Origin of the sequence: Ectobacillus ponti (assembly GCF_024294785.1) — a bacterium.
Lineage (GTDB): Bacteria > Bacillota > Bacilli > Bacillales > Bacillaceae_G > Ectobacillus > Ectobacillus ponti.
On record NZ_JANCLT010000003.1, the window covers coordinates 456692 to 481567 of the forward strand.

23 protein-coding genes and 2 pseudogenes are annotated in these 24876 nt (G+C 53.8%); 18 read left to right on the forward strand and 7 right to left on the reverse strand.

Annotation, left to right across the window (positions count from 1 at the left end; all coding sequences use genetic code 11):
• The gene (locus NK662_RS08585; protein ID WP_254758499.1) at positions 1–1185 is read right to left on the reverse strand and encodes an MFS transporter; all 1185 of its coding nucleotides are present in this window, start codon (positions 1183–1185) and stop codon (positions 1–3) included.
• A gap of 177 nt (positions 1186–1362) precedes the next feature.
• On the opposite strand from NK662_RS08585, the gene NK662_RS08590 reads away from it, so the two are divergent.
• Positions 1363–3843 carry a bifunctional 2',3'-cyclic-nucleotide 2'-phosphodiesterase/3'-nucleotidase gene (locus NK662_RS08590; RefSeq protein WP_254758500.1) on the forward strand — a complete coding sequence of 827 codons (2481 nt, stop codon included), beginning with the start codon at positions 1363–1365 and terminating at the stop codon, positions 3841–3843.
• 79 nt (positions 3844–3922) lie between these two features.
• Positions 3923–4393 (forward strand): GNAT family N-acetyltransferase, encoded by a 471-nt coding sequence (locus NK662_RS08595; protein WP_254758501.1) that lies wholly within the window; start codon positions 3923–3925, stop codon positions 4391–4393.
• A 40-nt stretch (positions 4394–4433) separates the two neighbouring features.
• Here the strand turns inward: NK662_RS08595 and NK662_RS08600 are convergent, their stop codons facing one another.
• Positions 4434–6128, reverse strand: a complete 1695-nt coding sequence (locus tag NK662_RS08600; protein WP_254758502.1) for an Ig-like domain-containing protein — start codon at positions 6126–6128, stop codon at positions 4434–4436.
• Between the two features lie 106 nt (positions 6129–6234).
• On the reverse strand, positions 6235–7629 hold the full coding sequence (locus tag NK662_RS08605) for a sigma-54 interaction domain-containing protein (RefSeq protein WP_254758503.1): 1395 nt from the start codon (positions 7627–7629) through the stop codon (positions 6235–6237).
• A gap of 177 nt (positions 7630–7806) precedes the next feature.
• Here NK662_RS08605 and NK662_RS08610 point away from each other — a divergent pair, with 177 nt between their 5' ends.
• The 13 genes and pseudogenes from NK662_RS08610 to NK662_RS08670 all read left to right on the forward strand — a co-directional run bounded on the left by NK662_RS08610 (position 7807) and on the right by NK662_RS08670 (position 18192).
• The gene (locus tag NK662_RS08610) at positions 7807–9006 is read left to right on the forward strand and encodes an ornithine--oxo-acid transaminase (RefSeq protein WP_254758504.1); all 1200 of its coding nucleotides are present in this window, start codon (positions 7807–7809) and stop codon (positions 9004–9006) included.
• Between the two features lie 129 nt (positions 9007–9135).
• Positions 9136–10542, forward strand: a complete 1407-nt coding sequence (locus NK662_RS08615) for an amino acid permease (RefSeq protein ID WP_254758505.1) — start codon at positions 9136–9138, stop codon at positions 10540–10542.
• Between the two features lie 106 nt (positions 10543–10648).
• The gene (locus tag NK662_RS08620) at positions 10649–11062 is read left to right on the forward strand and encodes a (deoxy)nucleoside triphosphate pyrophosphohydrolase (RefSeq protein WP_254758506.1); all 414 of its coding nucleotides are present in this window, start codon (positions 10649–10651) and stop codon (positions 11060–11062) included.
• 219 nt (positions 11063–11281) lie between these two features.
• Positions 11282–11647 carry a Na-translocating system protein MpsC family protein gene (locus NK662_RS08625; RefSeq protein WP_254758507.1) on the forward strand — a complete coding sequence of 122 codons (366 nt, stop codon included), beginning with the start codon at positions 11282–11284 and terminating at the stop codon, positions 11645–11647.
• A 125-nt stretch (positions 11648–11772) separates the two neighbouring features.
• A pseudogene (locus NK662_RS08630) lies at positions 11773–11961 on the forward strand (sodium-dependent bicarbonate transport family permease); the annotation flags it as partial.
• A gap of 97 nt (positions 11962–12058) precedes the next feature.
• Positions 12059–12502 carry a hypothetical protein gene (locus tag NK662_RS08635; protein ID WP_254758508.1) on the forward strand — a complete coding sequence of 148 codons (444 nt, stop codon included), beginning with the start codon at positions 12059–12061 and terminating at the stop codon, positions 12500–12502.
• 36 nt (positions 12503–12538) lie between these two features.
• Positions 12539–13045: a MarR family winged helix-turn-helix transcriptional regulator gene (locus tag NK662_RS08640; protein WP_254758509.1), complete on the forward strand. Its 507-nt coding sequence runs from the start codon at positions 12539–12541 to the stop codon at positions 13043–13045.
• Positions 13042–13902, forward strand: coding sequence for a hypothetical protein (locus NK662_RS08645; protein WP_254758510.1), 861 nt, complete (start codon positions 13042–13044; stop codon positions 13900–13902). Before NK662_RS08640 ends, NK662_RS08645 begins: the two co-directional genes overlap by 4 nt.
• Before the next feature lie 2 nt (positions 13903–13904).
• On the forward strand, positions 13905–14594 hold the full coding sequence (locus tag NK662_RS08650) for an alpha/beta fold hydrolase (RefSeq protein ID WP_254758511.1): 690 nt from the start codon (positions 13905–13907) through the stop codon (positions 14592–14594).
• 186 nt (positions 14595–14780) lie between these two features.
• Positions 14781–15626, forward strand: coding sequence for a GNAT family N-acetyltransferase (locus NK662_RS08655; protein WP_254758512.1), 846 nt, complete (start codon positions 14781–14783; stop codon positions 15624–15626).
• 168 nt (positions 15627–15794) lie between these two features.
• Entirely contained in the window at positions 15795–16997 is a 1203-nt protein-coding gene (locus NK662_RS08660; protein ID WP_279664000.1) for an MFS transporter, read from the forward strand.
• Between the two features lie 195 nt (positions 16998–17192).
• A pseudogene (locus NK662_RS08665) lies at positions 17193–17595 on the forward strand (GNAT family N-acetyltransferase).
• 111 nt (positions 17596–17706) lie between these two features.
• Complete coding sequence (locus tag NK662_RS08670) at positions 17707–18192, forward strand: tetratricopeptide repeat protein (RefSeq protein ID WP_254758542.1); 486 nt, start codon at positions 17707–17709, stop codon at positions 18190–18192.
• A 56-nt stretch (positions 18193–18248) separates the two neighbouring features.
• Here the strand turns inward: NK662_RS08670 and NK662_RS08675 are convergent, their stop codons facing one another.
• The 4 genes from NK662_RS08675 to NK662_RS08690 form a co-directional block, all read right to left on the reverse strand.
• Positions 18249–18914, reverse strand: coding sequence for a GNAT family N-acetyltransferase (locus tag NK662_RS08675; protein WP_254758513.1), 666 nt, complete (start codon positions 18912–18914; stop codon positions 18249–18251).
• A 6-nt stretch (positions 18915–18920) separates the two neighbouring features.
• Positions 18921–19778, reverse strand: a complete 858-nt coding sequence (locus tag NK662_RS08680; RefSeq protein ID WP_254758514.1) for a carbon-nitrogen hydrolase family protein — start codon at positions 19776–19778, stop codon at positions 18921–18923.
• A 98-nt stretch (positions 19779–19876) separates the two neighbouring features.
• Entirely contained in the window at positions 19877–20224 is a 348-nt protein-coding gene (locus tag NK662_RS08685) for a winged helix-turn-helix transcriptional regulator (protein WP_254758515.1), read from the reverse strand.
• A gap of 46 nt (positions 20225–20270) precedes the next feature.
• Positions 20271–21458, reverse strand: coding sequence for a TolB family protein (locus tag NK662_RS08690; protein WP_254758516.1), 1188 nt, complete (start codon positions 21456–21458; stop codon positions 20271–20273).
• A gap of 131 nt (positions 21459–21589) precedes the next feature.
• Here NK662_RS08690 and NK662_RS08695 point away from each other — a divergent pair, with 131 nt between their 5' ends.
• From NK662_RS08695 to NK662_RS08705, 3 genes are all read left to right on the forward strand, one after another.
• Positions 21590–23164: a peptide chain release factor 3 gene (locus NK662_RS08695; protein WP_254758517.1), complete on the forward strand. Its 1575-nt coding sequence runs from the start codon at positions 21590–21592 to the stop codon at positions 23162–23164.
• Positions 23165–23317: 153 nt separating this feature from the next.
• Complete coding sequence (locus tag NK662_RS08700; protein WP_254758518.1) at positions 23318–24271, forward strand: bile acid:sodium symporter family protein; 954 nt, start codon at positions 23318–23320, stop codon at positions 24269–24271.
• Positions 24272–24364: 93 nt separating this feature from the next.
• Complete coding sequence (locus NK662_RS08705) at positions 24365–24625, forward strand: hypothetical protein (protein ID WP_254758519.1); 261 nt, start codon at positions 24365–24367, stop codon at positions 24623–24625.
• Positions 24626–24876: the final 251 nt, after the last annotated feature.

Sequence of the window (24876 nt, forward strand, 5' to 3'; positions counted from 1 at the left end):
TTAGTGTGCCGTTGCGTTCCGGCGCATGGTCCGCTGCAGTACGAATGCGGCTGCGAGCAGAAGGGCAAGCAGTGTCATATACAGGGCGTCATCGCCGCCCAGATGGTACAGCGAGGTGCCAAGCAGCGGTCCAATAGCAGCTCCGGTAAACCGGACAAAGTTGTACACGCCCATGGCGGTTCCTTTCTCCTTGCCGAACAGATTGACCAGCGAGGTCGATTGCGACGGCAGACTGACACCGAGCAGAATGCCATAGCCGAGCAGGAAGAGGATCAGAACCGGCATGCCGAGGACGTGCCAGTGCAGGCAGACCCAGAACAGGGAGACAACAGCCCCGATTCCGTAGGAGGAATAAATCAAAATCGCGGCATGCGACAGATAAGCCTGCAGCCGTCCGCCGAGAATGGTGCCGAGGACAATGCCGGCAGTCAGCGGCATAAAGAACAGCCCCTTCATTGTCAGCGGCACCTGATACAATTCATCCAGCAGGCCCGGCAAAAATACAAGGAACAGATAGTAGCCGTAAAACTGCATAAAGGCAAGCAGCATGATGGAGCGCGCAGCCGGATTGGCCAGAATGCCGGTGAAGGTGCCAAAGGCAATACGGCGCGGCGCGGCATCGCGCGGCAGCGTTTCCGGAAGCTGCACCCGATTATACACATAGGCAAACAGCGCGCCTGCCGCCAATACGGCAAAAGCGGTGTGCCAATCCATATAAGCGGAGATCAAGCTTCCCACGACGGGGCCAAGCACCGGACCGAGGAACACCATGGTCTGATAGATGCTCATGGCCTTGCCGCGCTCATGCGGCGCGTAGATGTCGCCGATGACGGCTGCGGCCACCACAGATCCTGTAGTAATCCCGAAGGCCTGCAGGGCGCGGCCGAACAGGAACAGGTAGTAATTTCCGGATACGAAGCAAATCAGCGAACCGGCAAGAAAGAGAAGCAGTCCGGGCAGAAGAGTCGCTTTCCGGCCGCGTGTATCTGTCAGCGGCCCGACGAAAAACTGGTTGGCAGCCAGAATGAAGGTGTACAGCGAAATCGTCAAATTCACCATGAACTGATTCACATGATAGAAGCGGCCGATTTCTGTCAGGCTGGGGGTGTAAATGGTTTGGGTAAAGGGACCGAGAAAAGCGGCAATGGATAAGCCGATCAAAATGGTCCGGTTCTGTGATTTCAAATGATTCACCTCATTTATTTTTTACTTTGTTATCAGAAATCCATTTTTCATTATAACAGAAGTATATCCAATCTGTATGGCATGAAGCTTAGGGCAGCTGTAGTTCGCTGCATGATTCTTCCTCTGCAGGTGATGATATACATGTACAAATTAAAAGAAGGACGAGGTGCAAGCAACATGGGATACAACAAGGGAAAGAGAGGCAGACAGCTGGCGGCTGCCGCTGTGCTCATTGGGTCCTTCATCGCGCAGGCAGCACCGGCCAAAGCGCAGACACCTGCTCCGGTGAAGCTGCGGATTTTAGAGACAACCGACATTCATTCGTACCTGCTGCCATACGACTACTACAAGGATGCACCGACAAACGAGTTCGGCTTTGCCAAAGCGGCAACCTTAATCAGGCAGGCGCGGCAGGAGGCAGCCAACTCGGTTTTGTTTGACAATGGGGACCTCATTCAGGGCAATCCGCTTGCGGACTATGTTGCCAAGGTCGAGCCGCTGAAGCCGGGGCAGGTGCACCCCGTGTATAAGGCATTAAACCCGCTTGGCTACGACGCTGCAACCCTTGGCAATCATGAGTTCAACTATGGCCTGGATTTTTTGGCGGAGGCGGTGAACGATGCCAGCTTTCCGTATGTGAACGGCAATATTTATGTAGACGACCAGGATCAGGATGATACAAATGATGAGCTCAAATATAAGCCATACGTTATTTTGGCCAAGCAGGTACAGGATGAGAACGGCAGTACGCAGACGCTGAAGATTGGCATTCTCGGTCTTGTGGCGCCGCAAATCATGCAGTGGGACAAGGCGAACCTGGAAGGAAAGGTGAAAGCACAGGATATCGTGGCTGCTGCGGAGAAGCAAGTGCCGAAGATGCGCGCGGAAGGCGCAGATCTCGTCATTGTGCTGGCCCACACCGGCTTTGACGTGGCGGCCGAGCCATATAAAAACGCAGAAAACGCCGTCATGCCGCTGTCCAAGGTGCCGGGCATCGATGCCGTCCTGTTCGGTCACAGACATGTGATGTTCCCGGGTGCCGCGGAATTTAATAACATGGCAGGGGTGGACAATGTAAAAGGAACGATAAACGGTGTCGCGGCGGTGGAAGCCGGCAACTGGGGCAATGGCCTCGGCGTAATAGATGTCATGCTGCAGAAGGTGGAGGACAAGTGGCGGGTGACAGGCTCGCAGGCTGTTGTCCGCCAGGTCTATGACAAGCAGACCAAAATCCCGCTCGCGGAAGCGGACCAGCAGGTGACTGAGGCGGTGCAGAATGAGCATAACGCGACAATTCAATATGTTCGTTCCAAGATCGGCGAAACAGCTGTGCCGCTGTACAGCTATTTCGCGCGCGTACAGGATGACCCGACGATTCAAATTGTGAATGCAGCGCAAACATGGTATGTGGAGCAATATGTGAACGAAAAGCTGCCGGACTATAAGGGAGTTCCGATTTTGTCTGCCGGGGCTCCGTTCCGGGCCGGGAGACAGGGGCCGTCTGATTTTACGAATATTGCGGCGGGAGAGCTTTCGATTAAAAGCGCCAACGATTTATATTTGTATCCAAACACACTGAAGGCAGTGGAACTGACGGGTGCAGAGGTGAAGGAGTGGCTGGAAATGTCCGCCTCCCAGTTCAACCAGATCAATCCGGAAAGCACGGAACCGCAGCCGTTGATTACAGCGGGCTTTGAACCGTTTAACTTTGATGTGATGGACGGGGTGTATTACGACATTGATATCACACAGCCGGCCAAATATAAACCGGACGGCACAGTATGGAATGCAAACGCGCAGCGCATCAAGAATTTGCGCATGCCGAACGGCACCGCCGTCAGCGGCACAGAGCGATTTCTTGTGGTGACGAACAACTACCGGGCAAGCGGGGGCGGCAACTTCCCGGGACTGGCCGGCGGCAAGGCGAAGGTTGTTGTCGATTCGGCTGATGAGAACCGGCAAGTGCTGATCGATTACATCCAGCAGCTCGGCAAAATGAATGCGGCCGCTGATCAAAACTGGCGGATTGCACCCATTCCGCGAAATGTGATGCTGACGTTTCAATCCTCGCCGGATGCGGCAAGTATGCTGACACAGAATCCGGCCATCAAGTATGTCAGCGAGGTGACAGACGATAAGGGCATATGGGGCTTGTATGCACTGCAGACATACTTCCCGGCTCTGACGGTGGAGACCGTCCGCGACAATGATAACAAGTTGCGCGGCCAAACAGTGCCAAGGGCTTCTGTTACCGTACAGGCCGGCACGAAGGTGCTTGGCATGGGAAAAGCCGATGCTGAAGGTGAAATTCTCATCACCATTCCAAAGCAGAATATCGGCACAGTTCTGACCATTACAGCCTCGGACAAGGGTGTGGATAGCAAACCGGTTACCGTACAGGTGAAAAGCCGCATTGCTGTGAAGGATCCGGAAGTCAGGGCAATCAAGAGTGCTGACACCAGCATCAGCGGCAGCGCTGAACCCGGCATGAAAATTATGGTGAAAAAGGCTTCGGAGGTCATTGGGACGGGAACGGCTGATCAAGAGGGCAGATTCCAGGTGGAGATGAAGAAGCAGCGCCGCGGCACGGAGCTGTATATATACGCAGCGGACAAGGACGGCAATATGAGCAAAGGTGTGAAGAAGACGGTGAAATAGTACAAAGGGCATGGGATGCATTTCCGTTTGTTTTTCTGTGTTGTGTGCTACAATAGCTAAAACAAAACGGGGGAACAGTATGCGGTACATAGAGGTGACAGATAACGAGCAGCTTTCGGAGGTTCGAGAGATTTTTGCGGAGTATACAGCATCACTTGGAATTAACCTGGACTTCCAGGGTGTGGAGGCAGAGCTGGCAGCCTTGCCTGGGAAATACGCACCGCCTGAAGGGGCCATATTTCTTGCGATAGATCAGGAGACAGCAGGCTGCGTTGCTCTTCGGAAATTGGAAGAGGGTGTGGGGGAAATCAAGAGATTGTATGTGCGTCCGCATTTTAAAGGTCGGGGCCTGGGCCGCCAATTAATGTCCCTGATAATCCGCAAAGCGCCGGAATTGGGATATACAAAGCTGCGGCTGGATACACTGCCCTCTATGAAAGAGGCGGTGTCGCTGTATACAAGCTTAGGGTTTAATCGGATTGCACCATATTGCTACAATCCGATTGAAGGTGCAATGTATATGGAGTTAACATTGCCAAGCCATATGTAAACAACGAGCCATCCTGAAACCAGGGTGGCTCATTTTCATTCTATTTCACCACTACTGTCATAGCGGCAGCGCTGATTTGCTTTTTGGCATTTGTTGCTGTTACATACAGCTTTGTGCCTGCCGGCTGCCGCGGGATTTTCGCGCTATAGCTGCCATCTGATTTTTCGGTGGCTGAATAGGTCTTTGTCCCAATTTTTACGTTCACGGCTGTGCCGGGCTCTGCTTTGCCTGTTACGGTTGTGGAGAGAACCGTAGCTTTGTTGACAGCGGGCATGTTTGGAGCCGCTTTTACGATAGCTGCTTGTGCTGCTGTACTCCTGTTCCCGGCGCTGTCAGTTGCCGTAACAGATAAGGCTGTGCCGGCATTCTGCACAGGAATGGCCACCTTGTATGTGCCATCCGTTTGGGAGGCAGCGGCTGTATAGGCCTTGCCGCCGATTGTAACTGTCACAGCCGCTCCTTTTTCCGCCGTGCCGCTGACGATTGTGTCCTTATTCGTCACCTGCTTGACTGCAGGTGCGGCCGGCGCTGTGCCGTCTTTTACAGTAACGGACACAGCGGGGCTTGTCATGTTCAGCTCATTTTGAAACAGCACAGTTAATACGGTGCCTGCCGGCTGCGGCGCAATGGCCGCCTGGAAGCTGCCTGTACCGGATGTCGCGCTTCCCAGCAGCACCGTTCCTTTTTTAATTTGAACGGTTACGCCGGCAGGTGCTGTTCCGGAGATGACCTTGTCATTGTCATCCACGGCATTCACAGTTGGCGCATTGAGTTTTTTTACAAGATAGGCGGATGCGATAAAGTCTGTCTTGCCGTCCGTTGTTTTCACCGGATACCAGACGAATTGATTGCGCTTTACAGGAGACAAGTCATATTTCCATGTGCCGGTGATGGTCAGCACGGTGCCCTTCACAAGAGAAGGGTCCGTTGTTGTTGAAGTGCCCGGCTGCGTCCGCAGTTTGACGGAGTCTCCTGTTACAAGCGCCTGGTCGCCGGCCTGCAGCTGATAGACGGAAGCGTGCAGGATGCCTGTCAGCTTGTAGGACAGTGTGGTGAAGGCGAGCGTGCCTTTGCCGTCCTCCACATAATTGAAGTCCTTCACCTGAAACGGGTAGGGGGCAAGCTTGGTGTCGCCCAGGAAGCTGCCTGCTTCCAATTTCGCAAATACCTGCTCCTGATATGCGCCTGTATTGCGGGAGCCGTCAGCCCGGTAGAGCGGACTGTTCACCTGCTTGACGCCATTGTAGGCCATAACCGGAAAATACCAGTTCTCCATGACATTGCGGCCAATGCCGCTGATTTTCGGGAGATCTGTGCGGTCATAGGCCTTGCTGAGCATGCGGACGCCCTCTTGAATGTTAAACACAATATCCGTCTTTAAGCGCTCCTGCACCGCGGCGCGCTCATCCGGACTGTAGTCCGCCAAATTTGTGATTTGCATGATGCCGATGCCGTTATCAGCGGATACATACGGCTGTCCTGCGTCTGTAAATTGGCGCCAGCCGCTTTCCTGGTCCGCCACAGCCTTTACGACCTCAGGCGGAACATTCGCGTTCAGCGCCGCATTTGTCAGCAGGCAGTTCATCTGCTGATAGGACGGGTTTTGATTCGGCACGATTGCGCCAAACTGGGCGCAGGCGCCGGCAATATCGGCTGCCGCAGCTGCCTGCCCGGATGGCAGAGCCGGAAGCAGTAAACTGATCGCAAGTCCTGTTTTCAATAGAATGGATCTCATAGTCATTCTCCTGTCTCTATGAACTCTACTAACTATTATAGCATATCAGTTTCGTAGACTCCTAGAAACTTACAGGGGAAAAGCCTGCAGGGCAGGCTGCGATACGTCAGAGACTGTATTTTTTCAAGCGGTATTGCAGGCTTTGCCGGCTCATGCCCAGCGCGCGCGCCGTCTTGGACACATTGCCGTTATGCTCCTCAAGCAGCTGACGGATGTATTGCGCCTCTGTTTCACCCAATCTTTGCTTAAGCGGAACCTCTTCCTCAGGCATCGCCGGCGGCTGAGATGGCAGTGGAGGGATGGAGGCCGGCAAGTCCTGCAGCGAGCGGTAAAAGCGGGCGGACAAATGGGCGGGGGTAAGCGTGTCTTCTCCCTCAGCCAGATTCATGGCTCCCTCAATGATGTGCTCCAGTTCACGGACATTGCCCGGCCAATCGTGCAGCAAGAAGCAGCGCCGCACTTCCTCGTCAATGCCGCGGACATGCAGCCCGAACAGCACATTATATTTTTGGATGAAATAGGGAACGAGCTCGTCAATATCCTCCTTGCGCTCCCGAAGCGGCGGCAGGAAGAGGGTGACGACGCTGAGCCGGTAGTACAGGTCCTTGCGCATGCGGCCGGCGGCGATGGCCTCAATTGGATCTTCGTTGATGGTAGCGATAATCCGGACATTGACTTCCTTCTCCTGCATCGAGCCGATTCGGCGCACGGTGCGCTCCTGCAGCACCCGCAGCAGCTTTGCCTGCAAATGCGGGCTGAGCGAGTTGATTTCATCGAGCAGCAGCGTGCCGCCGTTCGCTTCCTCAAACAGGCCGGGCTTATCCATCGCTCCGGTGAATGCCCCCTTTTTCGTGCCGAACAGGATGCTCTCCATCAGGCTTTCCGGAATGGCTGCGCAGTTTTGTGAGATGAATGGCTTTGAAGCGCGGGCGCTCTCATTGTGAATGCTTTGCGCGAATACCTCCTTGCCGGTTCCGGTCTCGCCGACAAGCAGGACGGAGGAGGAGGTGCGCGACGCCCGTTTCGCTTCCGCAATGACGGAGCGGACCGCCTCGGACCGGCCGATAATATGCTCAAAGTGAAAGCGGGTGTCCCTTGTTTGCAGCATGTTCTCCTGGATGCGCTGCTGCAGCTGCGTAATATCTTTGACAAACTCGACCGCACCTTGGATGCGCCCGTCTTTCATGATTGGAAAGGTATCGTTGATGGTGGTAATTTCTTTTCCTTTGTTGTTGAAGTACGTTTGCTTAATATTGCGGCGCGCCTTGCCGTGCTTTAAGGCATCGATGAGCGTGCTGCTTTGGTTTTCGGCAAAGGCGAATACCTCCAGCGGGCTCTTGTGCAGCACCTCCGCGCTGTCCATGGACTCAATCTCCATCATCTTGCGGTTATAAAGAATGGTTTTTCCGGCTGCATCCACAACATGGATGCCCATATCAATTTCATGTAAAAGCTGCTCGTACAGCGCGTTTTGCTGCCGCAGCTTGTCCAGTTCATTCATTTTGCACCCTCCTTGCTATAACTGTACAGAAATTCTGCATTTACTGCAAAGGAATTTTGCGATTTTGCACCCGGTTTTGTGGATTGCAACGATGCAGATATGAGTTTTGTTGGAATTGTAAAATTGGCACGAATTTTGCATATATAAAGAGTAGGACAATGATAGGGGGTACAAATGATGAATACAACAACAAAGTCTGAAAGCATTATTCAGCAAACAAGCCAATACGGAGCGAACAATTACCATCCGCTGCCGGTTGTCGTCTCCCGCGCGGAAGGCATCTGGATGTATGATGCAGAAGGAACGCGTTACATGGATATGCTGAGCGCCTATTCCGCGGTTAACCAGGGCCACCGCCATCCGAAAATCGTGCAGGCGTTGAAGGATCAGGCGGATAAGGTGACACTGACATCCCGCGCGTTCCACAACGACCAGCTGGCGCCGTTTTATGAGCGCGTGGCTTCTCTGACGAACAAGGAAATGGTGCTGCCGATGAACACAGGCGCCGAAGCGGTGGAAACGGCCATCAAAGCGGCAAGAAGATGGGCGTATGATGTGAAGGGTGTTACAGATAACCAGGCGGAAATTATCGTTTGCGAAGGAAACTTCCACGGCCGGACGATGGGGGCAGTATCTCTGTCTGCAGACCCGGAATACCGCCGCGGCTTCGGTCCGTTCCTGCCGGGCGTCAAGGTGATTCCTTACGGCGACCTCGATGCGCTGAAGGCAGCCATCACACCAAATACAGCGGCATTTCTGCTCGAGCCAATTCAAGGCGAAGCCGGCATCGTAATTCCGAAAGAGGGCTTCCTGAAGGGGGCAAGAGAGCTGTGTACGGCGCAAAACGTGCTGCTCATCGCCGATGAAATCCAAACCGGCCTGGGCCGTACCGGCAAGCTGTTCGCGTGTGAGTGGGAAGGAATTGTGCCTGACATGTATATTCTCGGCAAGGCGCTTGGCGGCGGCGTGTTCCCGATTTCCTGTGTGGCGGCAAACCGTGATGTGCTGGGCGTATTTAACCCTGGCTCCCACGGATCTACCTTCGGCGGCAACCCGCTGGCATGTGCTGTATCCATCGCTGCGCTTGACGTCATTGCGGAGGAGAAGCTGGTGGAGCGTTCTGCTGAGCTTGGCCAATACCTCATGGAGCAGCTGCGCCAGATTGAGAACCCGGTTATTAAGGAAGTGCGCGGCCGCGGCCTGTTCGTCGGCATCGAGCTGCACGGGGCGGCGCGCCCATATTGTGAGCAGCTGAAGGCAGAAGGGCTGCTTTGCAAGGAAACGCACGAAACCGTCATCCGTCTGGCACCGCCTCTTGTCATCGGGAAGGAAGACCTGGACTGGGCGCTGGAGCGCATCCGCAAGGTGTTCGCATAATATACGGGGAGCCTGGCTGTGGGGCAGGCAGGCTTCCCTGCAGCCTATAAAGACAGAATGTTTCAAACAGTGAAACAGCGCTTTGTACATAAATATAAAAGCGCTTACAAAACGGGGAGGATGTTGGATATGGGAGAAAAGCAAGAGCTGAGGCGGGAGCTGAAGAGCAGGCACATTTTTATGATCGCGCTTGGCGGCGTGATTGGGACAGGCTTGTTCATGAGCTCCGGCTACACGATTAACCAAGCCGGGCCGGGGGGAGCCATCCTGGCATACATGGTGGGCGGTCTGGTTATGTATTTAACGATGCTTTGTCTGGGAGAACTGGCGGTGGCAATGCCGCACGTTGGATCCTATCAAACGTACGCCACAAAGTTTATTTCGCCGGGGACAGGCTATGTGGTCGGCTGGATGTCCTGGCTGAACTGGTCGGTGACAGTCGGGCTGGAGCTCATTACGGTCAGCATCCTGATGAAGCGCTGGTTTCCGGATGTGCCGTCCTGGATTTGGTGTGTGATCTTTGCAGTTGTGCTGTTCGGTATTAATGCCTTATCTACACGGAGCTTTGCGGAGGTCGAGTTTTGGTTTTCCAGCATTAAATTGATTACAATTTTGGCCTTTATTCTTCTCGGCGGCGCGGCGATGTTCGGCTTCCTGGATATGAAGGGCGGCGAAACGGCTCCGTTTTTATCTAATTTTACTGATCATGGCGGCTTGTTTCCGAATGGAATTGCCGCAATTTTAGTCACGATGATTGGAGTGAACTTCTCCTTCCAGGGCACAGAGCTTGTCGGCGTGGCCGCGGGGGAAAGCAGCAATCCGGAAAAAACCATTCCAAGAGCCATCAACAATACAGCCTGGCGCATTCTCATTTTCTTCATCCTGTCCATGTTCGTGCTGGCTGGTCTGTTCCCGTGGCAGAAGGCCGGCTTGGTGGAAAGCCCGTTCGTGGTCGTGTTTGATAAAATCGGGATTCCGTATGCCGCTGATATTGTAAACTTTGTGATTATCACGGCGGTGTTGTCCGTGGCAAACTCCGGCTTGTACGCCACGTCGCGGATGCTTTGGTCCATGTCCCAGCAGGGCATGATCGGGCCGAAGTTCGGCAAGCTGTCCAAGCGCGGCGTGCCGATGAATGCCCTCGTTGCCAGCATGCTGGTCGGCTGCTTATCCCTCCTGTGCGGCATCTACGCGGAGGATACGGTATATCTTTGGCTATTGTCCATTGCCGGCTTTGGAGCGGTTTTCATCTGGGCATCCATCGCTTTGTCCAATCTGCTGGCGCGGCGGGCATTTGTCCGCGGCGGCGGCCGGGTGGCGGACCTGAAGTACCGCACACCGCTGTATCCGTTCGTGCCGCTGCTTGGTTTGACGATGAACGTGCTCATTATGGTGAGCCTGATTTTTATTCCGGACCAGCGCATGGCCATCTATTGCGGGGTTCCATTCCTGATTGCCTGCACGCTGTACTACCGCTTCGTGGCGCGCCATAAAATGCGGGACAAGCTGGAGGAGCAAGAGTTGAAGGGTGCTTGATGCAGAAGCCGGCCTGTTGGGGCCGGCTTTGTTCTGTGGGGGAATGCTTTTCGCGGCGGGGCAGCTGTGGTAGAGTAGGAGAAAACAGCAAGAAAGGAAGGATACGATGAAGAAACTGGTAAAAGTGGTCGGCGCGGTTACATACAATGAGTCCGGCGAGATTTTATGCGCGCTGCGTTCCCCGGACATGTCGCTGCCGAACCTGTGGGAGTTTCCCGGCGGCAAAATCGAGGAGGGCGAGCAGCCGGAGGAAACGCTGGTGCGCGAGATTCAGGAGGAACTCGATTGTACGGTGGATGTGTACGAGCTGATTGCCGATGTGGTGCATGAGTATCCGAATATAATTGTAAACCTGCTTACATACAGAACAAAAATTGTCTCCGGCACGCCGACTGCCAAGGAGCATGCCGAGCTGCGCTGGGTGCCGCTTGCGGAGCTTCATACACTCGAATGGGCGCCGGCGGATGTGCCGACCATTGAGGCATTGCAGCACTACAATGGGCGGCAACTGATAAAATAGTTGACATAGAATAGAGTTGTGAATACAGTAGAAGCATACACAGCGGAGAGATCTTGCTTTTCCCTGACCGGGAGCAGTGCTTGAGCATAGGCCAATACGACAGTAGGGGCGGATGAACGGGACAGCGGCGGAAACGGGAGAACAGAGATACATCGGCATATTTCTTGACCAGACACAGGTGAAGGAGTATGCCGATTTTTTATTATAAGGAGGCTTTGTATGAGCAGAACGAAGGGAACAGTAGAGGCGGAAATCAGCAAGGTGATCACACAATGGGAGAAGGACTATCTGGGACGCGGTTCCGTATCAGTTAAAGCGGATATCCTGCGGGACATGGTCATTGTGACGCTGCGCGGCGTGCTGACGCCTGCCGAGTATGCGGTGTGCGGCACACGGGAGGGCATGCTGTCGGTGAAGCGGGTGCGCGCCGATCTTGTGGAGTCCGGCGTGGAGGATTTAAAGCGTATGGTGGTGGACATTGCCGGCGAGGAAGTGAAGAGCTTCTTCACCGATATCAGCACGCAGACCGGCGAGCGGGTCATGGTGTTCCGGCTCGTGAAGGATTTGGAGAAAACATTCAAATAAGAGGGAGATTTTCGAAGCATCACAGCGATGGGTCGAAAAGAAACCGGCAGCTGCTTATCATGCGGACGCCGGTTTTTTGTATAGAGAAAAAGAGGAAAACACATGCTTGAGAATTTATTATCGCCGGCGGTGTGACGTTGCTTGGCATTCTGGCAGGAGGCGCCTCCTATATTGCAGCCCCTGCGGCATGAAAGGCTGCTGTGCCTGAAGCGAATCCATCCATCTGCCTGGGGCTGGCGCTCGGTGTAACCTTTCCGTTCAACCTGCTGTTGGGCATTCCGTTGTACCATCAGCTCGCACGGTGGCTGGCTTAGGAGAAAGCACCGAAACTGTGGTGCTTTTACATAGGACAGCAAGCATTGTCAGATACTACCCATAGTTGTATATGCAAGCTATGGAGGAGTGTTTTCTATGTCAGCCAAGCAAATCCGTTTCGGAATTCTACTGTTATCCTGGTTTACGCTGCTATTATACCCGAAGAAATCCTTGAAAAAGTATATGCCGGCGACTTTATTGGCGGCTGTGCTGCTGCTGCTCGAAAGCTTATTTTCCGTACCTCTCCGGCTGTGGCAGGTGCCCGGTCGAAATAAAACGGTGAACGATGCCAGCTTCATTTTCGGCCCGTTCTTTGCCGGCACGCTTTGGGTGTTCCGGTTTACATTCGGCAGCTTTAAGATGTACATGCTGCTGAATGTCATACTGGACTGCCTGCTGGCCTTTCCGCTGACGAAGTTTTTTGAGCAAAAGGGCGTCTATGAGCTGAAAAGGCTGAAGCATTGGCATCTGTTCAGCCTCGCTGTAGCCTATGCGGGCATCATCTACGGCTTTCAGATGCTCTGGAGCAAGCGCAGATGAGATACTTGTAAATACAACAATGGGGACGTGGATATTATGGATTTGGGAACAAGACAGCAGCTTGTGCTCATGGTGCGGGCGCTGTACTTCTGCATGACAGAGGAATGGGAGGAAGCCGGCAGGAGCTATGGCCTCTCTAGTGCCCAACAGCACCTGTTGTTTCTTCTGGCGACAGCGGACCGGCCGCAGACTCCGACAGATATCAGCCGTCATGGCTGCTGGCATATCTCCACGGTAACCCGTCTGCTGAAGCCGCTGCAGGCAAGAGGGCTGCTCCGGGTGTACGTGCATCCGGAGAACGCCAAATATAAGCAGGTGGAGCTGACCGGTGAGGGGCGTGCGATGTTCGGGCAGTTTGCCAAGTCGATTGAGCATACTGAAGCTTTTCCATCCGACTTCAGCATGCTTACGGAAGAGGAAGCCAAGCTGTTTCTGGACCTGGGCAGCATGCTGATCCGCGCCAAAAAAGGCGCGCCATTTGTGGAAAGGCTGAAAGCGCGGGTATCCGGCTTGGATTATACGGACGGGGAGGCATTCTCATGAGGTACCGTTTTCTTCTATTTCCCGGAATGGGCCTTGTCCATTTGCTGTTATTTCTTTTTACGTATGTCAGAAAAAAGGACGCCCGCATCTTGCCGCTGCTGCTTTCCAATATAGGATTTGCCCATATGCTGGAGTATGTTATCTTCAATATCTTCAGAAGCTACCGGTATAAGCCGGGGCTTCTGCAAAATAAGCATTTTGATAATATGCTTGGGGCGATGGTATCGCAATCCGTCGTAGTGCCGGCTGCCGCGACATTTCTGACCGCCTTTCGCATTGGGAAACTCGGCAGGGCGGGCTATACGGTGCTGCTTGCCTTGTCCGAGCGGCTGTTCATCAGGCTTGGGCTGTTCCGGAATTATTGGTGGAGAACCATCTATACCTTATTGCTCGTTCCGATTGGCTTTTGGGTGTCAGACCAATGGTACAGACTGCTTGGAGGTTCCAGGCGGCCTGCAGTTGTCCGTGCCGCCGTGCTGCTGCTGAGTGCAGGGAGCTTCTATACAAATGCGAAGTTTCTGCTTGCTGTATGGCTGGACACAGGCCTGTTCCGGACGCATGTTGTCCGCAATCGCTACCGCGACCATTTTATAGGAAACATCATGTATATTGCCGGAATGGCTCCGCTTGCCATTCTGCCGGCCATCTGGCCGAGTGTGCCGTTGGCCGGCGCCGTGCTGCTTTGTATGCATGCTGCAGATCAGCTGCTGTATCGGCTCCGCATATTGCGCGGGCCGGGCTGGGTCGTGTACAGCTTGCTGCCGCTGCATGTCGGCGCCATGCTGTTGGCGCGGTATGTGGACAGGCTGCTCCCAAAATATGATACAATACATACAAAAAAAGGGAATGAGGGATAGAGATGGAACAGCGTGCAGAAATAAACGGCATTCCTTGCCTGGTGATGGGCAATGGGGCACCGAGATGCATCATGTATCACGGCTGGGGATCGCGCAAGGAGGTGCTGCAATTCTTTGGCAGCATTCTGGCGCAGAATGGATTTACAGTATATATTCCGGACGCGCCGCATCACGGGGAACGCGGGTCTTTTGACTATCACAGCGCAGAAGGAAAAGAGCGGTTTTGGGACGTCATTCTGGAGATGGTGGAAGAGTATCCGCAGCTGGCTGCCGGTTTGCCGGGGTCAGGCCCGTTGTTTCTTGTCGGCAGCTCAATGGGCGGCTTCGCCGGCTCGGCCATGTTTGCCAGACACCGGGATGTGGCCGGGATTGTCAATCTGATGGGAGCTTGCGCCTGGGAAAAGGCGGAGGAGGTGTTCCGCCGGATGTCCGGCCGCCCGGCGGCAGAGGATGAGGAGCTGGCCCGTATCAGGGAGTATGATCCGCTGCCGTTGCTGAAGGAGCAGAACCGGCCGATGCTCCTGCTGCATGGCAGCAGTGACCCGGTGGTGCCGGTGGAGATTCAGCGCTTTGCGTACAAGGAGCTGGGACAGCCGGAAGCAGTCACATTTACAGAAATTCCCCGCATTGGCCATACGACAACGCTTTGGATGGCGGAGGAGACGGTCCGCTGGCTGAAAGGGCACGTGTAGGACATACAGTTTTTGAGAAAGCGAGCTTGTACAGGGAAGAGGATGGAAATGAAGAGGCTAGTAACAGCAACAGTCGCAGCAGAGAAGAGCATTGTCTATAAAAACTGCACAGAGTTGAATGAGAGACACGAGCTATCCGAATCAAAGGTGCTGTGTGATACATACAGAAAAAGTGAGTGTTAAGGTATGGACTATATCAAGGGATACCGTAATCAGGAGCAATACCGCCGGAGCTTCGATGAACTGGCACAGACTGTGTTCGGCATCAGCTTTGCGGATTGGCACGCAAAAGGATACTGGACGGAACAGTACGAACCGCATTCCTATAGAGATGGCGATCAGATTGTTGCCAATGTGTCGGTGAACAAGCTCGATCTGGTAATGGGCGGCGAAAGAAAACGGGCCATCCAAATCGGCACGGTTATGACGCACCCGGAATACCGCGGCCGGGGGCTCTCAGCAGACCTGATGCATCGGGTACTGGCGGAGTATGAGGGACAGTATGATATCATGTATCTGTTTGCCAACCATTCGGTGCTGGAGTTCTACCCGAAGTTCGGGTTCCAGGCCGTGGAGGAGCATCAATTTACAATGAAGTATACCGGCACCGGCGCAGGCCGTGTGCGGCAGCTTGGGGAACAGGATTTGCCGCGGGTCTATGAATTCGCGCGCAGACGTGTTCCGGTATCGCAGGATTTTGGTACAGCGAACGCGGCTGAGCTGCTGATGTTTTATTGCACTGCCGTGTTTCCGCAGAACCTGTACTATCTGGAGGACTTGGATGTCATCGTGCTGGCACGGCAGGTTGGGAATGAGCTGCATCTGTTTGATGTAGTAAGCAAAAGAGAAGTAGAGCTGGAGCAGGTGCTGCAGGCATTCATGCCGGCCGGTGCGGATAAGGCGGTGCTGCATTTTACCGGGACAGGGTTCATGGATACAAGGGTGTATGAGGGCAGCGAGGTGCTGTTTGTCAAGGCAAATGGCTTGGAATTGCCGGCGTATTTCAAGCACCCTGTCACATCGCAAGCATGAGTGCAGGCCTCTCCCCGGGTATCAGTCCGTATAGATTTTTGGATGAAATTCATGGCTAATTTGCAGGAAATGCTTTAAAATAAGCAAAGATAATGCAGCTTCTGTTGCTGCCGTATTGGATCAGGATGCGGTGGGCGGAGGCTTTTTGTTTGTAAAGGGGGAGTCAGCTTGAAAAAGAGAAACACGCCGCTGATTTTGCTGAGCATCAACATGTTCATTGCGATGCTTGGGATCGGTCTCATTATCCCGGTGCTGCCGCAATTCTTAAATGAATTTCAGGCGGGCGGGAAAACGGCCGGGTATTTGATTGCGGCTTTTGGTTTAACACAGTTTGTCTTCTCGCCGTTTGGCGGGGAATGGTCTGATAAGTATGGCCGGAAAATATTGATTGTCGCGGGTATGCTGCTGTTTGCCGTGTCGAATCTGCTGTTTGCCCTGGCGCATGAGACTTGGATGCTGTACCTGTCGCGCTTAGTCGGCGGCATGAGTGCCGCGCTGATGATTCCGGCCATGATGGCATATGTCGCAGACATTACAACAGAGGAAGGCCGCGGTAAAGGCATGGGTCTGCTCGGAGCTGCCATGTCGCTCGGCTTTGTCATCGGGCCCGGCATTGGCGGTTTATTGGCAGGTATTGCGCTGCGCATGCCGTTCTATGTATCTGCCGGCGCCGGCGCGCTTGCCATGATCGGTTCGATCCTGGTGCTGCCGGAAACACGCTCGAAGGAACAGCAGCTGGAATCCCGCCAGTCCACGGTGAAGCAGGAGAGCATGCTGCGCCAGCTCATGCAGTCGCTGAAGGCACCTTATTTCATCTTGCTTGTGCTTGTGTTTACCCTGACCTTTGGCTTGTCCAACTTTGAAGCGGTATTCCCGCTGTTTGTAGACCGTAAGTACAGCTACACGACCGGCGATATTTCCATTCTGATTACGGTCGGCGCCCTGGTCGGGACGGTGATCCAGGCAGCGGCAATTGACCGCCTGATCCACCGCTTTGGCGAGAAAAAGCTGATTAACGCCACATTCCTGCTTTCAGCCATCATGCTTGTGCTGATGCTCTTGTCCGGCAACTTTGTGTATATGCTCGTGCTGACCACACTGTTCTTCACGTTCACCTCCATCATGCGGCCGGCCATCAACACGCTGCTGTCCAAGATGGCCGGCAATGAACAAGGGTTTGTGGCCGGCATGAACAATGCGTACATGAGCCTTGGCAACATTTTCGGGCCGACAGCTGCGGGAATTCTGTTTGATTTGAATTTGAGCTTTCCGTACGCATTTGGCGCTGTTGTGCTGGTGTTCAGCCTGTACTTGTCCATGCGCTTCGGGCGCAAGGCGGGTCCTGTGATGCAGCGGGCTGCGGGAGAATAAGAGAGGAGGGCTGGCCTGTATGGGCCAGTCTTTTTCTATGTGTTTAGTAATAAAAAACTAGCAGCCAGGTTTGACTGCCAGTTGATGCACTTGCTCATCTTATTTTTTGGGCATTCTGGACAGCTTGATAAAAAATGAACATGGATGTTTCATAAAGTAATATGGAAAAGAAATTCTTAAGGAGATGGTGAGATTATGGAATTGTTCAGTGTTTCAGAAAAGACCATCCCGGCAGCGGCTGTCATGGAGCTGTACCGGGATGCCGGCTGGTGGCCGGAGCGGACAGAAGCGGACAGAAGCGGACATTGCCGATATGCTGAGCGGAAGCACGGCAATCGGTGCGTGGAGCGGTGAGCGGCTCGTTGGATTTGTACGGGCTGTTTCTGACGGGAGATTCCGGGCATACATAGAAGACGCAGTCGTTCACAGCTCCGTACAAAGAGAGGGGATCGGGCTGAAGCTGACGGCGAGGCTGATGGAGGAGCTGGCTCATATTGATATTGTGAGCTTGTTCTGCGAGGAGCGCCTGATTCCGTTTTACGAAAAGAACGGGTTTCGGTACAGCCGGTCGCAGCGGATCATGCATCGGAAGGGATAAAAGGAAGAAACAGTTTAATAGCTTTGGAAAAGGTTTTTTGAAAAGGCGGTAGAAAATAAGAAGGGATACATAAGAGAAGGCAGGATTGATGCAGACATGGAAAAAGCATGTGTGGAACAGGAATTGAACAGGGCCATTGCCCTGCGGGAAAGCGGGCAAAAGCAGGAAGCGAATGAGCGGCTCGTGAAGCTGGCGCAGGACTATCCTGATGATGCACTGGTGTGCTATCAGTGCGCGTGGAGCTATGATGCAATGGGGGAAGAACGGAAGGCGGTTCCTTATTACGAACGGGCCATCGAACTGGGGCTGGCGGGCCGGGATTTGGCCGGCGCATATTTGGGGCTGGGGAGCAGCTATCGGACATTGGGTGAGTATGAGAAGGCGAAGCGTGTGCTTGGGGAGGGGATGGTGGCGTTTCCCGGCCATCAAGCGATGAAGGTATTTTATGCCATGGCGCTGTACAATAGGAAGGAAGCGGCGGCGGCGATGGAGGTGCTGCTGCGCTGCTTGCTTGATGCGACAGAGGATGAGAGCATTCTGCACTATAAGCGGGCTATCGCCTTCTATTCTGATAAACTGGATGAGACTTGGGAATAAGTCGTCCGCGATCAATTAGAACAGCCTCCATCCATTGCGGAAGGAGGCTGTTTGGCCTAGATCTTGAACGGATTTTTCCATTCCATCAGCGTGCCGTAGTTGCAGGATTCCTCATCCTCCAAATAGTTCGGCACAACGGCAACCGGCGTCCGGCCGCAGCGGAGCAGGAAGGTGATGACCGGGTCCTTCAGCTCGCCTTTTACAACGGCAGCCAGATAGTCGTCAATGGACATTTCGTCCGCCTTTCTGTGGTAGCCGGGCATGCGGCCGCCGCCAAGGAGCCGGTCGAGCCCCTTATGCATCACAACATCATACATGGAGAACATAAGCCACTTGCCAAGGCCAAGCTTCCGGTAAGCCGGGCTGACGCTGATGTCCACGACGTACAGCGTGTTGCCGTCCGGCTTATGGGTGCGGATGTAGCCGCTGTCGGTGACTTCCTCCCATGTGTGCTGCGGAGGCGCCGGGTCAAAGTCTGTGAGCAGGCCCGTCATCGAGCCGGCGACAACGCCGTCCACTTCAATGCAAAGCGCCCCTTCCGGGAAGAGGGTGATGTGGTTGTGCAGCTGTTCTTCATTCCATAAGAGTTCATCAGGAAACGGCGGCGGAAAGCTTTCGCGCTGAATCCGGTGCAGCGCCGGGAAGTCTGCCTCTGTATAATTGCGGACGACTGCAGGGACGGTGCGGTCCTGGTCGAATACGTAAAATTCTTTCCGGTACATGGGCGCTTACTTCCAGTCTGTGTACAGGTCCGTGCGGCGGTCGCGCCATGTGGTCACGGAGCCTTTTTCACGCACTTGGTACAAGAGGTCAAGATCCAGATCGGCAGTGATGATCATATCATCATTGATTTCGCCTTCTGCCAGAATGCCGCGCGGCGGGAATGGAATGTCGTTTGGCGTGATGATCGCCGCCTGGCCGAAGTTCGCGCGCATGAAGTCCACTGTCGGCAGCGCGCCCACTGTGCCTGTCAGCACGACATAGATTTGGTTTTCGATGGTGCGCGCATGGCTTGTGTAGCGCACGCGATGGAAGCCGTGGCGGTCATCGGTGCAGGATGGGCAGAAGATGACGTCTGCGCCCTTCGCCTTTGCCATCCGCACGATTTCCGGGAATTCAATGTCATAGCACGTCAGCATCGCGACAGTGCCTTTTTCGGTTTCAAACACCTGCAGGCCGTCTCCGGCAGCCATGTTCCACTCCTGCACCTCTGTCGGGGTGATGTGGATTTTCGCCTGCTCGACCACGTGGCCGTCCGGATAAAACATGTGCGCCACATTATATAGCTTGCCGCCGCGCTCCACTACATGCGTGCCGCCGATAATGTGCATGCCGGTGCGCTTTGCCTGCTCGATGAACAGGGCGCGGTATTGCTCCGTGAACTTCGGCAGATCATTGATGGTAAGGGCCTTGCCGTTTTCGTCGCCGATGGACATGAGCTGGGTGGTGAAAAATTCCGGGAACAGGACGAAATCCGCGCTGAACTCCTCGGCTGTTTTGACATAATGCTCAACCTGCTGTGCAAATTCCTCGAAGGATGAGATGGTGTGAAGATGATATTGTACGGCTGAAACGCGCATTTTCATGTATACGCCTCCTTGTCATTTCGCTATTGTTTATTATTCGTTAAACTGCCAAGAGGCGCAAGTACGAACTTGGGAGGAACATAGTGAGAAAAAGTATACTATAGCTCCTCTGGCTGGCTGCCTACTGTTTCCATATACTGTTTTCCCCATTCGTACATGGCGTCGAGAATCGGCATCAGGCTCTCGCCGTGCTTCGTCAGGGAATATTCCACCTTTGGGGGGACCACCGGATATACTTCCCGGTGCACAATCAAGTCCTCCTCAAGCTCCCGCAGCTGTGTTACGAGCATGCGCTGGGTAATGCCGGGGATCAAATTTTTCAGCTCGCCAAAGCGCTTTGTGCCGCTTTTGCCGAGATGCCAGAGAATGAGCATCTTCCATTTGCCGCCGATGATGGCAAGCGTCAGCTCTTTCTCGCAATTGAATGTTTCATGGATATGGCCCATCGTTTCACCTCAAAGTCTAATATGGTGACAGTATAGGGGCTTCATGCTAATTCTGCAATGTTTGCGGCTCGAAGAAAACCAGGCTGTCCACATTCTGCAGCCATTCTCTCGCACCGGAGCCATCCCTGTTGGCTGTCCAGACCTGTCTGTTGTCAAACAGAGAGGAGGAGCGGTACCAAATCAGCTTTTGCAGGCTGCGCACATATTGCGGATTGTAGTCGCCAAAGCCCGGCGGCGGCTCTGTCAGCCTCGTTTGCCGGCCGCTCTTAATGTCGACACTGTACAGTACCGGGCGAGGGTGCTTGCCGGCGTCATTGTCCCATTCCGCTTCCCTGACACGGGAGGTGACGATAGAGGCATCGCTTGTCCAGGTGAAGTCCAGTTCGGCGTAGTTGTTCGGGGTCAAGGAGGCAGGCATGGCTTTTACGCCAAGCTGTTTATTTTTAAAGCCAAATACAATGCGGCCGTTGCCGGCAATGTAGGCAAGAATATCATGGCTGTAGGCCCATTGCGGCCTGCCGACGCCGGAAGCAACAATGGCCACCCGCTCAAATTCTGTTCCATCTGCTGACAGCGTGCACAGCTGGTTCTCGTCCATGGCAAGAGATGCTGTCGGCGCCAGGATGAAGGAATACCACCTTCCGCTTGGCGACAGCCGGAAATCTTCGGCCGTGACGGCAAGAACATCCTGCTTTTTCGGGATGGTAAAGAAGGGGGTCACGCCGCTGCTGAGGTCTGCCGTGTCACTGAGCTTCTTTTTATATAAAATGGGAGTGGTCCAGCCATCCGGCTGCAGACTGGCGTTGGCGGACAAGAGAAAGCCCGAGCCGTCCGGCAGCCATGTGTAGCTGCCGACGCCAAGCGCAGCATTGCGGAACGCGCCGTGCTCAAATATATTCAGCACGCCCATGTCCTGAAAGGCGAGCCGATTATCGCGGGGCGCCCATTGCACGTTGAAGCCGTTGTCAAATGCACGCTTGTGCCGCTTTGTTTTCAGGTCATAGATCCAGATTTCATTCTTGCCGGCCGGGTTCTCCTTTTGATAGGAGAGAAGCATGCCGTCGTGCGACCATTGCGGGGCATGAACAATACCGGTGTACTTTGTCAGCTGCGTCTCGCGGCTCTCTTCCAGCAGCCAAAGCTGGTTGTTCCGGATGAAGGCTGCCTTCGTTTCGGTTTGTGCTGCGGCGACGGATGGAAACAGGAGAAGGAAGAGAAAGAGGAGTCGAATCATGAGGCACCGCCTTTCTGTAGGATACATATACTATGTGCCGGCACTGGAAAAAGTATGAGGTGCTACCCATTGAGGACAAAATCGTGTATTGTTAGATAGGATAAACATGTTTTTGAAAGGAATTTGTAACGATGACAAATGAACATATGCATGAGCTCACGTCGCGTCGGACGTTTGCCATCATTTCTCACCCGGACGCCGGGAAAACGACGCTTACAGAAAAACTGCTTTTGCTCGGGGGTTCCATCCGTTCCGCTGGTACGGTAAAAGCAAAGAAATCAGGTAAATATGCGACATCCGACTGGATGGAAATTGAGAAGCAGCGCGGCATCTCTGTTACCTCCAGTGTGATGCAGTTCTTCTATCGCGGCCATCATGTAAATATTGTGGACACACCGGGACACCAGGACTTCAGTGAAGATACGTACCGTACGCTGACAGCGGTGGACAGCGCCGTGATGGTCATTGACGGCACAAAAGGGATTGAGGCGCAGACCATCAAGCTGTTCAAGGTTTGCCGCATGCGCGGTATTCCGATTTTGACGTTCATCAACAAGCTTGACCGTGAAGGAAAAGAGCCGCTTGAGCTGCTTGAAGAAATTGAAGAGGTGCTTGGCATCGAGTCTTACCCGGTTACTTGGCCGATCGGCATGGGCAAGCGATTCCAGGGCACGTATGACCGCTTTGCGAAGAAAATTGAGGTATACCGCGGCAACGAAGAGTCTTTGTTTGTGGACTTCGACGGCGAGAACATCTCGGATGAAGTAAGGCAGTACGTGGATGCTTCCATGCTGGAGCCGCTGTCAGATGAGCTGATGCTGCTTGAAGAGGCCGGCAATGAGTTTTCTGTGGAAAAGGTCAAGAACGGCGAACTGACGCCTGTCTTCTTTGGCAGCGCCATTGCCAATTTCGGAGTGCAGTCCTTTTTCAATTCATTCCTGCAACTGACACAGCCGCCGCAGCCGCGTATGTCCTCAGCAGGCAAAATTGATATCGACTATCCGCATTTCTCCGGCTTCGTGTTCAAGATTCAGGCGAACATGAACCCGGCGCACCGCGACCGCATCGCGTTCCTGCGCGTATGCTCCGGTAAATTTGAGCGCGGCATGACCGTCACGCTGTCCCGCACCGGCCGCAAGATTAAGCTGGGCCAGTCCCAGCAATTCCTTGCTGCTGACCGCGAGACGGTGGACGAGGCCTATCCGGGCGACATCATCGGCTTGTACGATGCCGGCACCTACCAGATTGGCGATACGATTGTAGGGGACGGCCAGGCCTTCCAGTTTGAAGCACTGCCGAAGTTCCCGCCGGAATTGTTCATGAAGGTGCGCGCGAAAAACGCCCTGAAGCATAAGCATTTTGACAAGGGGATGACGCAGCTGGTGCAAGAAGGTGCCGTACAGCTGTACCGTACGCCATTCTTCGGTGACTATATCTTGGGTGCAGTCGGTGAACTGCAGTTCCAGGTGTTTGAATACCGCATGAAGGCTGAATACGGCGTTGATTTGGAGTTTACGCCGATGCGCCACAGCATCGCCAAGTGGATTCCGAAGGATAAGGTGGAGAAAGTGTCCACAGATTCCCGTATCATCCTTGTGGAGGACCTTGAGGGCAACCCGGTGCTGCTGTTTGAAAATGACTTTGTGCACCGCTTATTCCAGGATAAGAACCCGGATATTAAGCTGATGAGCATTTTAGAATCGTAAGCAAGGGCCCGGCCATATGCCGGGCTCTTCTTGTCAGATGAACAGGATATACGGCAAAACAAAGCGATGCCGCCCGCAGAACGCAAACCTGAGGAGCAATTGGTAGGCAAAACCGTCCTGTCGCGTTACAATGTGACTTAGTATGGAGGGGGAATGTACGTGAATCGGATGTTGGAACGCTTGATGCCGGTCATGACACCCGCAAGTGTGCTGATCGGGGTGATGGCGGCGGCGCACTTGAAGGGGTATGCGTATCTTGTGCCATGGATTTTTGCTTTCATGACCTTTGCCGGAAGTCTCAGCTCGAGCTTTGGGGCGCTTGGCCGCTCGCTTTCCCGGCCTCTGCCGCTGATGGCGGCATTATTCATTTTGCATGTTGCCATGCCGCTTTGGGCTTGGGGTGTGGGGCATGTGGCATTTGCGGGAGATGCGTATACCATTACCGGACTTGTTCTGGCAGTGGTGATCCCGACGGGCATTACCAGCTTTATATGGGTATCGATTTATAAAGGGAACCTTGGCTTTACGCTGTCACTGATCCTCATCGATACCTTCTTGTCGCCATTTCTGGTGCCCTACAGCATTTCACTTTTGGCGGGCGAAAAGGTGGCAATGGATACATGGGGCATCATGAAGGGCCTGCTGATCATGGTTGTGGTGCCATCCGTATTGGGCATGCTGCTGCATGAAGTGACAAAAGGAAAAGTGAAGCAGACGCTCGCGCCGAAGCTTGCACCAATCTCGAAACTCGGCTTGGCAACGGTTGTCATGATCAACAGCTCTGTTGTTGCTCCCTATTTAGAAAAAGTGGACGGTAAGCTGCTGTTTACGGCAGCTATCGTGTTTGTGGTGGCTGCATCCGGTTACGCGCTCTCCTGGGGTGTTGGCATGCTGTTCAAATGGGAGCGGGCGGATGTGGCAGCGCTGTTGTTCACTGGCGGCATGCGGAATATCAGCGCCGGGGCAGTCGTGGCCGTGCATTATTTTCCAGCGGCAGTTGCCGTGCCTGTTGTGATTGGCATGCTGTTTCAGCAGGTGCTGGCTTCCTTGTATGGACGCCTGCTGCATGAGGCAGACAAACGGAAGGCTGCTTCGGCTGCCGCTTAAGGGGACTGGCTGCAGTCCTCTTTTTTTGTGGATTTCTTCATCAGTTTTCCAAACGTCTGGTCATACTAAGAGGAAAAGCAAAGGAGAGGTGTTATGTCGAACTGGGAGCAAGCTGTAGAGCGGATCAAGCGATTGGAGTGTCCAACCGGTGAAGTGGAAAAGCGGGTGGCCGGCATTCTGGCGGAGTACGGGGTCGCAGCACCGGGAGAGATTCTGGTACACCGGGACGAAGCGCGGGAGCCTGACAAAGGAGAAGTGTACCGTGCCGAGGCTGCGGGCCAATCCTTGTTCATTTACGCAAAATCAGGCATGGATGATTATGTGGCAAAGGTAATGGATGTGCATCAGGGCTAGGGTCTTTCAGAAGACCCTTTTTCCTGTTATTCCCTGTATAAAAGGCATTGCATCAGGCAGCTTGGCATGTTATATTTAGTTTCCGCCGCTGATGAGTCAGTGAGCGAAGCAAGATTTCAAAAAAGGTATTTACAAATGCGATAAGATACTGTAAGATATTATCTTGTCAGCAAGAAACAGCTCTTTGAAAACTGAACAAAACACAAAACGTCAACATTTATTTTTTGAAGCTAGACAAACACTTTTATGGA

Bases quoted from the DNA above. Each gene is read 5' to 3' on its own strand.
- NK662_RS08675 (WP_254758513.1), bottom strand. From the start codon at position 18,914: ATGTACCGGAAAGAATTTTACGTATTCGACCAGGACCGCACCGTCCCT.
- NK662_RS08635 (WP_254758508.1), top strand. From the start codon at position 12,059: ATGTCAGCCAAGCAAATCCGTTTCGGAATTCTACTGTTATCCTGGTTT.
- NK662_RS08640 (WP_254758509.1), top strand. From the start codon at position 12,539: ATGGATTTGGGAACAAGACAGCAGCTTGTGCTCATGGTGCGGGCGCTG.
- NK662_RS08615 (WP_254758505.1), top strand. From the start codon at position 9,136: ATGGGAGAAAAGCAAGAGCTGAGGCGGGAGCTGAAGAGCAGGCACATT.
- NK662_RS08595 (WP_254758501.1), top strand. From the start codon at position 3,923: ATGCGGTACATAGAGGTGACAGATAACGAGCAGCTTTCGGAGGTTCGA.
- NK662_RS08655 (WP_254758512.1), top strand. From the start codon at position 14,781: ATGGACTATATCAAGGGATACCGTAATCAGGAGCAATACCGCCGGAGC.
- NK662_RS08695 (WP_254758517.1), top strand. From the start codon at position 21,590: ATGACAAATGAACATATGCATGAGCTCACGTCGCGTCGGACGTTTGCC.
- NK662_RS08650 (WP_254758511.1), top strand. From the start codon at position 13,905: ATGGAACAGCGTGCAGAAATAAACGGCATTCCTTGCCTGGTGATGGGC.
- NK662_RS08600 (WP_254758502.1), bottom strand. From the start codon at position 6,128: ATGAGATCCATTCTATTGAAAACAGGACTTGCGATCAGTTTACTGCTT.
- NK662_RS08590 (WP_254758500.1), top strand. From the start codon at position 1,363: ATGGGATACAACAAGGGAAAGAGAGGCAGACAGCTGGCGGCTGCCGCT.
- NK662_RS08645 (WP_254758510.1), top strand. From the start codon at position 13,042: ATGAGGTACCGTTTTCTTCTATTTCCCGGAATGGGCCTTGTCCATTTG.
- NK662_RS08700 (WP_254758518.1), top strand. From the start codon at position 23,318: ATGTACGTGAATCGGATGTTGGAACGCTTGATGCCGGTCATGACACCC.
- NK662_RS08690 (WP_254758516.1), bottom strand. From the start codon at position 21,458: ATGATTCGACTCCTCTTTCTCTTCCTTCTCCTGTTTCCATCCGTCGCC.
- NK662_RS08620 (WP_254758506.1), top strand. From the start codon at position 10,649: ATGAAGAAACTGGTAAAAGTGGTCGGCGCGGTTACATACAATGAGTCC.
- NK662_RS08705 (WP_254758519.1), top strand. From the start codon at position 24,365: ATGTCGAACTGGGAGCAAGCTGTAGAGCGGATCAAGCGATTGGAGTGT.
- NK662_RS08680 (WP_254758514.1), bottom strand. From the start codon at position 19,778: ATGAAAATGCGCGTTTCAGCCGTACAATATCATCTTCACACCATCTCA.
- NK662_RS08685 (WP_254758515.1), bottom strand. From the start codon at position 20,224: ATGGGCCATATCCATGAAACATTCAATTGCGAGAAAGAGCTGACGCTT.
- NK662_RS08610 (WP_254758504.1), top strand. From the start codon at position 7,807: ATGAATACAACAACAAAGTCTGAAAGCATTATTCAGCAAACAAGCCAA.
- NK662_RS08625 (WP_254758507.1), top strand. From the start codon at position 11,282: ATGAGCAGAACGAAGGGAACAGTAGAGGCGGAAATCAGCAAGGTGATC.
- NK662_RS08605 (WP_254758503.1), bottom strand. From the start codon at position 7,629: ATGAATGAACTGGACAAGCTGCGGCAGCAAAACGCGCTGTACGAGCAG.